This is a genomic window from Streptococcus sinensis, from assembly GCF_000767835.1.
Classification (GTDB): domain Bacteria; phylum Bacillota; class Bacilli; order Lactobacillales; family Streptococcaceae; genus Streptococcus; species Streptococcus sinensis.
The window spans coordinates 1-13,318 of sequence record NZ_JPEN01000116.1 but is presented as its reverse complement, the minus strand read 5'-3'; the positions used below and the strand labels follow the sequence as shown (position 1 = coordinate 13,318).

At 43.4% G+C, this 13,318-nt stretch carries 13 protein-coding genes, 1 tRNA gene and 1 other RNA gene; 2 read left to right on the top strand and 13 right to left on the bottom strand.

The genetic code is table 11. The annotated features are described in order from the left end of the window. Positions 1 to 205: 205 nt before the first annotated feature. The 7 genes from SSIN_RS09985 to SSIN_RS09955 form a co-directional block, all read right to left on the bottom strand. Positions 206 to 1,954: an ABC transporter ATP-binding protein gene (locus tag SSIN_RS09985; protein WP_037618624.1), complete on the bottom strand. Its 1,749-nt coding sequence runs from the start codon at positions 1,952 to 1,954 to the stop codon at positions 206 to 208. Next, positions 1,944 to 3,686, bottom strand: coding sequence for an ABC transporter ATP-binding protein (locus SSIN_RS09980; protein ID WP_037618622.1), 1,743 nt, complete (start codon positions 3,684 to 3,686; stop codon positions 1,944 to 1,946). The genes SSIN_RS09985 and SSIN_RS09980 overlap by 11 nt, the downstream gene beginning before the upstream one ends. A gap of 96 nt (positions 3,687 to 3,782) precedes the next feature. Continuing rightward, positions 3,783 to 4,970 (bottom strand): MFS transporter, encoded by a 1,188-nt coding sequence (locus SSIN_RS09975; protein ID WP_037618620.1) that lies wholly within the window; start codon positions 4,968 to 4,970, stop codon positions 3,783 to 3,785. Between the two features lie 125 nt (positions 4,971 to 5,095). Beyond that, positions 5,096 to 6,442, bottom strand: coding sequence for an asparagine--tRNA ligase (asnS, locus tag SSIN_RS09970; protein WP_037618616.1), 1,347 nt, complete (start codon positions 6,440 to 6,442; stop codon positions 5,096 to 5,098). A 20-nt stretch (positions 6,443 to 6,462) separates the two neighbouring features. After that, positions 6,463 to 6,831 (bottom strand): VOC family protein, encoded by a 369-nt coding sequence (locus tag SSIN_RS09965; protein ID WP_037618614.1) that lies wholly within the window; start codon positions 6,829 to 6,831, stop codon positions 6,463 to 6,465. 3 nt (positions 6,832 to 6,834) lie between these two features. Further along, a complete protein-coding gene (locus SSIN_RS09960; RefSeq protein ID WP_037618611.1) occupies positions 6,835 to 8,013 on the bottom strand; it encodes a pyridoxal phosphate-dependent aminotransferase in 1,179 nt (392 codons plus the stop codon). Then, positions 8,010 to 8,498, bottom strand: a complete 489-nt coding sequence (locus SSIN_RS09955; RefSeq protein ID WP_037618608.1) for a cell wall elongation regulator TseB-like domain-containing protein — start codon at positions 8,496 to 8,498, stop codon at positions 8,010 to 8,012. Before SSIN_RS09955 ends, SSIN_RS09960 begins: the two co-directional genes overlap by 4 nt. Before the next feature lie 85 nt (positions 8,499 to 8,583). Between SSIN_RS09955 and SSIN_RS09950 the strand changes: the two genes are divergently transcribed. Beyond that, positions 8,584 to 9,030, top strand: a complete 447-nt coding sequence (locus SSIN_RS09950) for a MarR family winged helix-turn-helix transcriptional regulator (protein ID WP_037618605.1) — start codon at positions 8,584 to 8,586, stop codon at positions 9,028 to 9,030. 89 nt (positions 9,031 to 9,119) lie between these two features. After that, a complete protein-coding gene (locus tag SSIN_RS09945) occupies positions 9,120 to 9,668 on the top strand; it encodes an NADPH-dependent FMN reductase (protein WP_037618603.1) in 549 nt (182 codons plus the stop codon). Between the two features lie 58 nt (positions 9,669 to 9,726). On the opposite strand, the gene SSIN_RS09940 is transcribed toward SSIN_RS09945, so the two are convergent. The 6 genes from SSIN_RS09940 to SSIN_RS09920 form a co-directional block, all read right to left on the bottom strand. Then, the gene (locus tag SSIN_RS09940; RefSeq protein WP_037618600.1) at positions 9,727 to 10,422 is read right to left on the bottom strand and encodes an LrgB family protein; all 696 of its coding nucleotides are present in this window, start codon (positions 10,420 to 10,422) and stop codon (positions 9,727 to 9,729) included. Continuing rightward, entirely contained in the window at positions 10,415 to 10,795 is a 381-nt protein-coding gene (locus SSIN_RS09935; RefSeq protein ID WP_037618598.1) for a CidA/LrgA family protein, read from the bottom strand. The genes SSIN_RS09940 and SSIN_RS09935 overlap by 8 nt, the downstream gene beginning before the upstream one ends. 515 nt (positions 10,796 to 11,310) lie before the next feature. Beyond that, positions 11,311 to 11,398, bottom strand: a tRNA-Ser gene (locus SSIN_RS09930). Positions 11,399 to 11,436: 38 nt separating this feature from the next. Beyond that, positions 11,437 to 12,261: a DUF695 domain-containing protein gene (locus SSIN_RS09925; protein ID WP_037618596.1), complete on the bottom strand. Its 825-nt coding sequence runs from the start codon at positions 12,259 to 12,261 to the stop codon at positions 11,437 to 11,439. Positions 12,262 to 12,286: 25 nt separating this feature from the next. Next, positions 12,287 to 12,635: a transfer-messenger RNA gene (gene ssrA, locus SSIN_RS10405) on the bottom strand. Between the two features lie 295 nt (positions 12,636 to 12,930). Next, entirely contained in the window at positions 12,931 to 13,251 is a 321-nt protein-coding gene (locus SSIN_RS09920) for a hypothetical protein (protein ID WP_037618595.1), read from the bottom strand. Between the last annotated feature and the right edge of the window lie 67 nt (positions 13,252 to 13,318).

Below are 13,318 nucleotides of genomic sequence, written 5' to 3'. Positions count from 1 at the left end.
CTGCGTCTTGCTCGACAATCCAAAGACAATTGAGAGGCTAGGACTTTTGTCCCAGCCTCATTTGACTCTCTAATTCTTATTGATGATTCGTCTTACTTTCCTATACAAAAAAATTATCTTATAGCCTTTAAAAATCTTACAAAAATCAGCTATCTGAAAGTTATTTACAGTCCTCATCTGAAAAGGTTGATTGAATTTTTCAAAATCAACTATCAATCGTACTTTGCGCCGTCTGCATTTGGTAATAAACACCTCTGGCTGCCATGAGCTCCTGATGATTACCATGTTCGACGATATTGCCATCTACCATAACGAGGATGATGTCAGCATTTTGAATAGTGGACAGGCGGTGGGCGATGATAAAACTAGTACGCCCCACCATGAGCTTGCTGAAAGCCTCCTGAATCAACATTTCTGTCCGGGTATCGATGGAGGATGTCGCCTCATCCAAGATTAGAATTTTAGGAACAGCAAGGAAGACACGCGCAATGGTCAAAAGCTGCCGCTGACCTTGAGACAAGGAGTCCCCTGCATCCGCCAGGTAGGTGTCATACCCCTGAGACAGTTGCTGGATAAAGAAATGAGCATTGGCCGCCTTGGCAGCTGCAATGACCTCTTCTCGGCTGGCATCTGGCCGGCCAAAAGCTATGTTGTCATGAATGGTCGCCGTCTTAAGCCAAGTCTCCTGCAGTACCATGCCAAACTGCTGACGATAAGAGGCTCTAGTGTAATGCGTTATGGGAGTACCGTCTAGCGAAATAAGACCACTATCAACATTGTAAAAACGCATGAGGAGATTAATCAGGGTTGACTTGCCAGCACCAGTTGGCCCGACAATGGCGACCTTGCTAGCTGCTGGAATCCTTATATTCAAATCCTGAATCAGCTCTTTGTCAGGCTCATAGCCAAAAGCCACATGCTCAAAACTAATCTGTCCTTTTACATCTTCAGACTGAAGAATTTTCTGACCTGACTCTGCTATTTCTTCTTGGTCCAAAACGCTGTATATCCGCTCCGCACAAGCTAAAGCGCTCTGCAATTCCGACATGACTGATGATATATCATTGAAAGGCTTGGTGTACTGGTTGACATAGTTGAGGAAAGTCACCAGCTGCCCAACCGTAAAGCCTGTTCCCTGAATGATTCGGACAGCCCCAAAGCCCACAATCAAAGCATAGATCAGGGCATTGACAAAACGAGTTGAAGGATTAACCGTCGAAGAATAGAAAATAGCAGCCTGAGAATAGTCCGCATAGATTTGATTGCTGCGAGTAAAAGCTGTATCAAACTGCTCCTGAGCATTAAAAGCCTGAATCAAACTCTCCTGGGTCAGACTTTCCTCAATCAGCTGGGTCTGCGCTCCTCTCGCCTGCGTCTGACGTTGGAAAAAGCTAAAACTCTTTTTGGCTATAAAACGAGCCAAGAAGAGAGAAAGGGGCGTCAAAAGCAAGACCAGAAGCAGGAGGAAAAAGTCCAATCTGGCCATACTAATGATGGTCACTAAAATTGTCAACAAACCAACAAAGAATTGATTAAAAATCATAAGTAAGCCATTGCTGAGTTGCTCCAAATCTGTCGTCACCCGACTAACCAAGTCGCCGGTTCCCTGCCGATCCAGATAGGCCAAAGGCAAATGGTGCACTTTCTTGATGACGCCTTGACGAAGCTGCTGGCTATAGCGATAGACCAGCTGATTATAGAGCAAGGGATTGAGCCACTGAATCAGCGTATTGGCTAAGATGACCAACAGCATCTGCCCTAAAATCGGCATCACATGCTGCTCCGCTTGAGGAAGAAGAACGCTATCAACCGCATTCCCGATTAAAACTGGAAGAAGAACAGTCAGAGCCACTTGAGCCACCGTTCCCAGACTAGCTAGAAGAAAGAGCCAGCGCGCCTGCAGCAAATCTCGAGTCAAACGTCTCAAGCTGCTAGGTGATGTCTTATGCTTCATGCTTTCCCTCCTCTCCTTGACTATGCTGTGAGTTATGGATTTCTCGGTAAATAGCAGAGCTAGCTAAGAGTTCCTCATGGCGACCAAGAGCCACCTGTTCTCCCTTATCTAGGACTAAAATTTGATCCGCTGAGCGCAAGCTATTGGTCCGCTGAGAGATCAAGACCAGACTGGTCTGAGTCAATTCATTCTTAATAGCCTGCAAGAGTCTAGCCTCTGTCAAATAGTCCAGAGCTGAGGTCGCATCATCTAAAACCAAGAAAGGTGCCCTCCGCAAGACAGCTCTGGCAATGGTTAAACGCTGACGCTGACCGCCAGAAAAATTCCGGCCAAAGGCCTCTACAGTAGCATCCAAGCCACCTTCCTTCTGAGAGACAAACTCCGCCGCCTGAGCAATCTCTAAAGCCTGCCACAAGTCTGCGTCTGTTGGCTTGGTTGACAGTCCTAAAGTCAGATTGGAGCGAACAGTTCCTTGAAAAAGCTCCGCCTTCTGAGGCACCAGACTGATCCAAGACCGCCATTCTTTCAGATTTTTCGGACTGCGTCCTTGGGAAAAGATGGTCAACTGACCGGTAGCCACAGGATAGAGGTGAGCCAGCAGCTGGACTAGGGTAGACTTACCTGAGCCTGTCCCGCCAATAACCCCCAAAGTCTGACCTCTTTTCAAATCAAAAGTCAGACCTGTCAGGGCTGGACTAGCTGCATTTGGATAAGAAAAGCTGACTTGCTGGACTTTGATGGCTTGATGCGGCAAAGCTGTTTCCTGCACTAATTCCTGCAGGACATCTTCTTCTGCTTGCTCGAAGACCTGACTAATGCGGCCTGCACTGATATAGCTTTGATTGAGCGAGTTGACCAGCATCGCAAGCTTGAGCAATTCCACCAAAATTTGCAATAAATAATTGACCAAGGCCACTAGCATCCCCTGGGTCAACAATCCCTTGCCTATAAAAGCATTCCCCTGCCAAATCACAGCAATCAGGGTACCATTGACTGTGAGAAAGGTTAGAGGACTAATCAGACTAGCTAGAGCCCCCGTCCTGATTTGCCAGGTTTTATAGAGCTCGTTGCGATTGCGAAAACTCTGAACCTCGCGCTGGGTCTGACCGAAAGCTCGTATAACCCGCATGCCCTGCAGCTGCTCACGCGTCAGATTGACCAGCTGGTCAGTTAGCTGACGAATTTTGGCATAGAGGGGATTTATCAGACGAGACATGAAAACGATAATAGCCGTTAAAATTGCCACCATGAGCAAGAACCACAAGGTAATGTCCGGACTGATAGTAAAGGCCATGATGATGGAGCCAAAAACGATGATAGGCGCCCGCAGAAAGAGACGAAGAAATTGATTGATGCCCGTCTGAATCTGATAGGTGTCGCTCGTCAGCCGAGTCACCAAGCTTGAGGTCGTCAACTCATCCCGACTGGCCTTGGGCAAGCGCAGAATCTTTTGATAGAGATCACTCGTCATCTGACGGGTGAAGCCCACTGCTGCCTTTGACGAATAATATTGGGCCACCACTGCTACCACCACGCCCAGCGCAGCCAAGCCCATCAAAAGAAAAACCATCCAGTAGAGATGGGAGCTGTCCCGTCTAGGAATAGTCTCATCCACAATCCCCGCAATCAAAATCGGAACCAACAGTTCAAAACTGGCCTCCAAAAGCTTGAACAAGGGGCCTAGCAAAGACTCCCTGATATAGCCCTTGAAATATTTCAATAAATCTTTCATACTGCCTACTTCTCCATTAAACTGTATTTATTTTACCATAATTTTTAAAGGGTAAAAAATATTCTCCTTCTGACCAGCAGAAAGAGAACATTAATCTTAGACTTCTTGTAAGTTCTGGCTTATTTTCTTTAGACCCATATGCAAAAATGGTGTCGTTGCTAATAAGAAGCCGCCTAAAACTATAAAAGTCCAGTCAAAGCCAAAGTAATCAATCAACCAGCCTGTCACAGGGAAGATGACAATCATACTCAGGCTGAACATCATAGAGTAGACACTGAGCATGGTCGCCCGTACCTCACTTGGCAGCTGCTTTTGCAAATCATTGTCAAAAATCGGCTGGAAGAGAGCGTACAAAGCGTTGCTGATTAGATAAACCAAGATATAGATGATTGGCGTACCAAAATAGGACAGCAGATAGCTTGCTCCAGTTAGAAGGACCACTGAAGGAAAGAGTTTTAGGGCAGAATACTTCTTTCCAATCACACTCGCCAGATAGACCGCCAAGATATTCAAAGCACTGCCAAGCAGCATAACTGCCGAGATCTGCCAACCTTTCAAATCAGGCAGCTGATTCTGATAATAAAAATAAAACATGCACATGAGGGTTCCGATGATTTGGGATAGAATCATCCAGATAAAAAGGCTAGGATTTCTCTGCAATTCCTCTTTGACAGCCCAGATAATCTTTTTCATTGTCAAACGCTCAGCTTTTTCTGCTTTGACACTCGGCTCCTTCAACATCCAAGTCAAGAAAAGAACGATGATAGAGGTGCCAATCATGATATAGTAGGTCAGATGCAATTGTCCATGGACAAAAAATCCAGCCCAGACCGTTCCCAAAGACCGGGTCGCTTCAGCCACTCCAGACATAAAACTGGAGATGGACAGGTAACGTTCCTTGAGTCCAGCCTCTACAGAAGAATCATAAACCATGGCCGCACTTGTCCCCGAATCAAAATTATAGGACCAAGCACTAATCACCATAGCCAGTGCATAAACCCAAAAGTTCCCCTGCCCCGCCAACATGAGAACAGAAGACACAATCCCAGCTATCCGGCTCAGATAAAGATTAGTCTTGTAGGAAAATCGATCCGCCAACATCCCAGAAGGAATTTCACAAATGACGCTAGTCGCATGAAAAATACTTTCCAAAAGCCCAATCTGCCAGAGGGACATACCATTTTGACTTAGAAATAAAATCCAAAAACTAGTAATGCCTAGAAAGGCAAAAAATTCAACGCCAGCCATCAGGCCGATATTTTTCCGATAACTTCTTTTAAACATATTTTCTCCTTTAACAAGTGTTTTCTAATTTCTATCATTTGTCACTTGTTAATCCGCTGTTTACATGACCTCCACCTCTTCTTTCTAGTGCTTTGAAAAAACGCCACATGGGCGTTTGATTCGTTTTACGGTTTAATACGGTGCAGCATACGTGGGAATGGAATAGCTTCACGGATATGCTTGGTCCCTGCTACAAAAGTTACCATGCGCTCGATACCGATACCGAAGCCGCCGTGCGGAACTGTTCCATACTTACGAAGATCAAGGTAGAATTCATATTCTGTCGTATCCATACCAAGGTCATTCATTTTAGCAACAAGAGCATCGTAGTCTTCCTCACGCATAGAACCACCGATGATTTCGCCATAGCCTTCTGGTGCCAGTAGGTCCGCACAAAGGACACGGTCTGGATTTCCAGGAACTGGTTTCATGTAGAAGGCTTTGATAGTTGCTGGATAATTCACGACAAAGGTTGGTACACCAAAGTGGTTTGAAATCCATGTTTCATGCGGTGAACCGAAGTCATCTCCATGTTCCAGATGCTCATAGTCAGCATCCTCATCATTTTCATGGGCTTGCAAGAGGTCAATCGCTTCATCATAGCTAACACGCTTGAAAGGCTCATCAATATAGCGTTTCAAAAGTTCTACATCACGTTCCAGTGTTTCCAAAGCTTGAGGAGCACGGTCAAGAACACCTTGGATCAAGGCTTTAACATAAGCTTCTTGCAAGTCAAGCGACTCATCATGTGTCAAGTATGAATACTCTGCATCCATCATCCAGAACTCAGTCAAATGACGACGGGTTTTTGATTTTTCGGCACGGAATACAGGCCCGAAGTCAAAGACACGACCAAGAGCCATGGCACCTGCTTCCAGATAAAGCTGACCTGACTGACTCAAGTATGCTGGAGTTCCGAAGTAGTCTGTTTCAAAGAGTTCAGTTGAGTCTTCTGCTGCATTTCCTGACAAGATTGGGCTGTCAAACTTCATAAAGCCATTCTTGTCAAAGAATTCATAGGTAGCGTAGATAATGGCATTGCGGATTTGCATCATGGCAACTTGCTTACGAGAACGCAGCCACAAGTGACGGTTGTCCATGAGGAAGTCCGTTCCATGTTCTTTGGGCGTGATTGGATAGTCATTTGACTCACCGATGATTTCGATATCTGTAATGTCCAGCTCGTAGCCAAATTTTGAGCGCTCGTCTTCCTTGACAATCCCTGTCACATAGACAGAAGTTTCTTGGCTCAAGCGTTTGATAATATCAAACTTTTCCAATCCTTCTTCTTCACCAAATTTTTCAATGAAGTTAGGCTTGAAGGCTACACCTTGGAAAAAGGCAGAACCGTCGCGCAACTGCAAGAAAGCAATTTTCCCTTTTCCTGACTTGTTGGCTACCCAAGCACCTATCGTTACTTCTTCACCAACATGATTTTTTACATCAATAATCGTTACATACTTTTTCGACACGTGTTCTCTCTTTTCTATTTTTATTCTTTATGGCAGACTGCCTCGATATTATTTCCATCTGGGTCAATGATGTAGGCAGCGTAATAACCTGGATGATACTGACTGCGCTCACCTGGAGCACCATTGTCCTTGCCACCGGCTGCCAAAGCTGCTTGATAGAAGGCTTCCACTTCCTTTTCATTCTGGGCACTAAAGGCAAAATGCATCGGCTCTTGTTGACCAACATTTAACCAAAAATCACCACCTGGATCCACATCTCGCGGTTCTGTGAAACTAACGACCTGCCCCGTATCAAATTGAAGGTGATAATTTAAAGGAGTTAAAGTGGCTTGATAGAAAGCTTTAGAAACTTCTAAATTCTTTACCTTAAGGGTAAAATGATCGATCATTTTTTACCCCTCCATGAAGGCCTTAAGGCGGCGAACCGCTTCTTTTAGGGTATCCATGTCAGTCGCATAGCTAAGACGGACATTTTCTGGAGCACCAAAACCAGCCCCTGTCACTAGAGCCACACCTACTTCTTCTAAAATCGCTGTGATAAAAGCTGTCACATCGGTATAGCCTTTCATTTCCATCGCTTTTTTAACATTTGGGAAAAGATAGAAGGCTCCCTGAGGCTTAACTACTTCAAAGCCAGGCACTTGAGCCAGCAAGGGGTAAATGGTATTCAGGCGTTCTTCAAAGGCCAATCTCATATTTTCGACCGTATCCTGACTGCCCGTCAAGGCTTCAATAGCTGCATATTGAGCTACTGCTGTCGGATTAGAAGTCGTTTGCCCTGCAACCTTGCTCATCGCTGAAATAATCTCTGGATCACCTACAGCATAACCAATCCGCCAACCCGTCATAGAGTAGCTTTTAGAAACACCGTTGATAACGACTGTTTGCTTGCGGATCTCCTCTGACAGACTAGAAATCGGCGTAAATTTATTGCCATTATAGACCAAGCGGCCATAAATATCGTCTGCCAAAATCAGAATATCATGCGCTACAGCCCAATTTCCAATAGCTAACAGCTCCTCAGCTGTATAAATCATACCAGTCGGATTGGAGGGCGTGTTAAGAACTAAGACCTTAGTCTTATCAGTACGGACCGCTTCCAGCTGTGACACCGTCACCTTAAAGTTAGTTTCCTCTGTCGCTTGAGCAAAAACAGGCTGTCCTTCAGCCATCAAAATCTGATCGGCATAGCTGACCCAATAGGGCGTTGGAATGATGACTTCATCACCTGGATCAATCACACTCATAAAGAAAGTGTAGAGGGAGAATTTAGCGCCCGTTGCCACTGTCACTTGATTTGGCTGAATCTCATAGCCATAGTATTTGGCAAAATACTTTACAATTGCTGCTTTCAGCTCAGGAAGACCGCTTGCGACCGTATAAAAACTCGCTCTACCATCTTCAATCGCTGCAATCGCTGCTTGCTGGATATTCTTAGGCGTCGGAAAATCTGGCTCTCCCAAGGTCAAAGAAAGGATGTCCCTGCCTTCAGCCTTTAAAGCTTTAGCCCGTGCGGCTGCTGCCAATGTCACACTTTCTTCCATATTTAAAACACGATTGGATAGTTTCATAGTCCCTCCTTGCTGAGCAAACTTTTGCTCTCAAATCCGATATTGTAATAGCTGGTTCCAGACTTAATTTCCCAAACAGGCTGGCCGTCTAAGAAACCAAAAGTGGTCTTATCAATAGAGGTCGCTCCATTATCCTTGGCCAGCTGCTCCGCCTCCGCCTGACTCATCCCATCTTGCAATTGATACACATAAATTTTGTTAGAATTTTGGGAAATCAGAACGGCTTCTTCCACTTTTTTACTATTTTTTCCAATCAAGCTATAGTAGGACTCTTTGCCATTGTAAATAGAAAAACTAGTTAGCGTTTCCAAGTCCGCATATTCCTTAGCGACTTTTATAGATCCCTCCATCGCAGACCGCCGCGGTTCCATAGCAAGATGCAAAACTGTAAAAAATGAAAAAACAAGCGCCGTTAGGACAAGAAAAAGCCCGATAGCATACTGCCGAATAGGAAATTCAGCCTTTTCTTTAATTTTATGTTTCACTGAATCATTATACTACAAATAGCCTGATTTTTCTAGGACTTTTATCACATTTGCATTTATTACTCCTTATTGATAAAATGAGCCTATGAAAATAACTGAAAACCTAGATCAAGAAACCCTGTTTGACCTTAAAACGATCATTGTCCTCCACAAGGCTGAGCGAACCATCCGTAATATCGAAGCTCAAATTTTTAAAAAACACAACTTGACTCCGACCCAATTTTCCGTTTTGGAAACCTTATATAGTAAAGGAGAATTGCGGATTCAAGATTTAATTGACCTCATGTTAGCCACTTCGGGCAATATGACGGTCGTCATCAAAAACATGGAAAGAGATGGCTGGATTAGCCGCAGCTGCGACCCCAATGACCGCCGCTCCTTTCTCATCCAACTAAGCGAACAGGGCCAGAAGAAAATCGAGAAGGTCCTGCCAGAGCACATCGCCAATATCCGCCACATGACTGCCCTCCTCTCCCAAAACGACAAAGAAGATTTAGTGCGGATTTTGAAAACGTTCAAAAAGTTGAGCTAAATTATTGCTAACTAGTGATATTTGTTGTAACATAGATTGTAACAAGAGTTCATCCTCTTGATTTGCATCATTTACAAGGAGACTCATCTATGTCTAAAGTATTATTTATTATCGGCTCACTTCGTCAAGGTTCATTCAATCATCAGTTGGCAGCACAAGCAGAAAAGGCTCTGGCTGGTACGGCTGAGGTTTCCTATCTGGACTACAAGGATGTTCCATTCTTTAACCAAGACCTCGAAGTCCCAGCACCAGCAGCCGTTGCTAAGGTTCGTGAAGAAATCCTTGCAGCCGATGCTATCTGGATCTTCTCACCTGTCTACAACTGGGCTATCCCAGGCGTTGTGAAAAACTTGCTCGACTGGACTTCACGCGCTCTTGATTTGTCAGACCCAACCGGCCCTTCTGCCCTCAATGCCAAGCTTGTGACCGTTTCATCCGTTGCTAATGGCACTTCACCTGATGAAGTCTTCAAACACTACCGCAGCCTCCTTCCATTTATTCGCATGAATGTAGTTGACCAATTTACTGGTGTCGGTATCAATCCAGAAGCTTGGGGAACTGGTCAACTGACTATCGCAGAAGACAAGCTTGATGAGCTGTCTGCCCAAGCAGATGCCCTACTAGCAGCCATGAACTAAGATAAAATGAAAAACATGAAGCAAGATTTCACAAGAAAGACTGCTCCATGTTTTTTTCTTATTTTAAAATGATGGCTGCGACGATTGGACTGACAATCACATACATAATTCCTGTCACTCCGATTGCAAGGCCGGCCATAGCTCCTGCAACTTGCCCATATTTAAAAGCTGTTCCAGTACCAACTGCGTGGCCCGTCCCCCCTAGAGCTAGGCCAATCGCTACTGGATCCTTAATCTTTAGCAGTTTAAGAATAGTCGGTCCCATGACACTTGTCAAAATACCTGTCGCCACAACCACCACCAAGGTGACAGTTGTCAAGCCCTGCATTTTATCAGTAATGCCTACTGCCATCGCTGTTGTGACAGATTTTGGAAATAGAGAAATTGCTAAAAAGAAGTCCATCCCAAAGAATTTCGCAAGCAGAGCCGTAAAAGTCGTATTGACCACCACAGCCACAAAAGTTCCTAGCAGGATACTGCGAGCATGATGCTTCATCAGATGGAAGGTTTTGTAAAGCGGAATCCCCAAAGCAACCGTTGACGGGACAATTAAGTTGTTTAAATAAGCTCCGCCGACATAATAGTCCTTATAGGAAATACCTGTTAATTTCAAGAAAGCGATAACCAAAATCGCTGCTAAAAGGAGAGGTGTTGTCAAAGGATGAGGAAATCTACGAAAAATCAACATCCCAATGAGGTAGGCAAAAATGGACAGGGCCAATCCAAATAACGGGTTACTCCATAAACTAGACATGATCCATCCCTCCTTCCTCATAATCACCTTCAAAACGATGCTTGATAAATTGTACGACGAGGGCAATGACGGCCACATTTAAGACAATAGCTCCGAGAATAATCAAGATAATCGGCAGCAGATAAGGGGCAATCACATGAAACTTATCCATAATCCCTACAGCCGGAGGTAGAAAAAGAATGGTCATATTGGCTAACAGAAAGTTGCCAACCATACTGACATGGCGGAGCCGCAGCAGCTTAAATTGCAGAGCAAGAAAAAGCAAAATCAGTCCGATAATACTGCCAGGAATAGGAAGATGGAAGAAACTTGATATCCCCTCTCCAATGATGGAAATCGAGAAAATAATCATTAACTGAACATATAACTTCATGCAGAACCTCCAAAACTTTCTATGTACAGTTTACTCCTTTTCAGAAATATTTCAAGGTTTTTCCTAAATAAAAAAGATGGAAACGAATCCATCTACTCTTTAGCATGACAAACTGCCTCTACATTATTTCCGTCTGGATCTAGGATAAAGGCAAGGCTGCATAATACAGCTTATGCTAGTGCTCAGGAATACCTGGCACCCCCTTGTCTTATGTACCTGCTGACAGTCCAGCCTGCAAAAACATCCACTTGCGCTCTGTTTTCCGCATTTAAAGCAAGATGTTTGGCTTCAGACTTGTCCCTTGACTGAGCTAAAAGTCCCTGCGAACGCTGTTCTTAGCTCTGCAAAAGGAACAGCTTGAGACATATTAAATTCAAACTCATCAGCTAAAGGAGCCAATCTCTACTAGCAAAACATTTTACTGGCCTGTAAATCTTTGACTCAAATCCTCAAATGGACAATCTTCCGTTGCCCTTCTATCAAAAAAACGCCCTACGGCGTTTCTTGAAATCAAACGGAAGACATGGGATTCGAACCCACGCACGCTTTTACACGCCTACTGCGTTTCCAACACAGCCTCTTAAGCCTCTTGAGTAATCTTCCACAAAAGAGAAAGACGAGCTTTCCCAAAACTTTATCCATTATACCACATTACAGCTCCAGCCGCTATACTTTCCACCATATTTTTTTGAAATTTCTACTAATTCCCAAACGTTTTGATTGAGATGGGATAACTCAGTATCATCCAAACGAGAAATCTGAATCCGATAGGGTCTTGTAGAATCCTGTAATTTATCTATTGAAACAAGAGTATAGGCTAGCTTTTCAACTTCTAGCATCAATTCTGCCTGCGTCTCCTCAGATGTGCAACAAATCCAATGGTTTATTTCACGGATTTGATCATGATGATCGCCACTTTTTTCTAATTCATACCAGATGCGCTGATTCAGAATTGTCTGATATTCATATTCATTTGGATAAAGAAATTCAAAATATTGATTCCACTCAGGATCTACCAAGGTTGCCGAACTATATTGATAATCAGGAAACTCCTTCATCACACGAGAAATAGCAGCAACATGGCTCTGCTTATCTCTTAAATAATAGTAATATTCAATGTGTCCATCCGTAATAACAGTTCCTACATAGATTCCAGAAATGTTAAATAAGGCCTCTGACAGCTCATCTTCAATTGTATTTAGCTTCAGAAATTCATCATTTGTCGGAAATTTTGTTTCAGATTCCACATCCAGCAAGGCGATTTTCAAACGCATGGCATAAGAATACTGAGCATAGGGAGCTACTTGAGCCAAGGCAAGATTCAAACGGATACTAGCTACTTGGTCATCGATAAGAGTTGAAAAAGAGCCCCATTCATTTGGAACTTCCTCTAAAACAACGGGAGCTTCCTCAGTTTGTAGCTGGTTTTCTTGGTTTTTACCAAAAATTTTTTCAAAAAAGCTCATATATCAAAACCTCTTTTACATATCCCAATGGAGCCGGTGGGAGTCGAACCCACGTCCAAACACCTGCCAACACATTTGTCTACGACCATAGGCCATGTCTTAATTTAACCTAACTTTGACACATGGCTCAAGCCCAAGCTAAGCGAGTCTATCAATCTCTTGTAAAATCCCTAGACTTAATTTTACCGTAGCTTGCTCATAATAAGACCGGTCATCAGACACAAGCAATCCGAATCAGGTCACGCTGGCTGTTTTTTAGGCAGCTAAAGCGTAAGAATTGTTATTTTTTGCAGTTATATTTAACTGGCGTTTTACATCCGCTAGATGAGTCGCAAAACATGCCTCATAATGCCTGTCGAATCCGTAACGACCCCAAGACAGTAATCTATTATACCAAATATCGGTTTAGAATGCAAAAATAATATTCATTGCCCACAGCAGGAAACCGCCAGAACTTCTGCAAAACAGGAATCTGTAGTATTTAAAACAAATATAACCCATAAATTTGCAAAAGATACTCTTCTAAAATAGCCTGTCCCCTAAAAGCTCTATTTTTCTACTCAAACTCAACTAATTTCTCAAGACTATCAGAACACCAATGTTACTAATCTCAAAAAATAGAATTGCCCTTGCGAGCGATTCTATTTTCCTAAGTCAATGAAATTTCCATTAAAATCTGACAATGACACTGCTAAAGAGGAAAATTGCAAAGATTAAGATTAAACCCAGTAAATAGAGCAGACGATTTCTTCTGATTTCTAGTTCTTCTTTTTCTTCAGCTGTCATGGAAAAAATAGCCTTGCTCCGCTTCAAGAGATAGAGAATTAAACCTTCGCCCCGTTGTCCGCCGGCTGTTAAGAAAGCCCAAAATTTCGGGTATTTCATTCCACGAATGGAAGCGTCTAATTCAACCAACTTAAACAATTGATACACAAACAGTCCATTTGTCACTACAAGCAAACCAATCAAGATCCATATATACCAAATCATGATAAAACCTTATATTTATATTAGCGGGTAGCTTCCGCCAGTATAAACCCTTTCTTAATTATTTTAT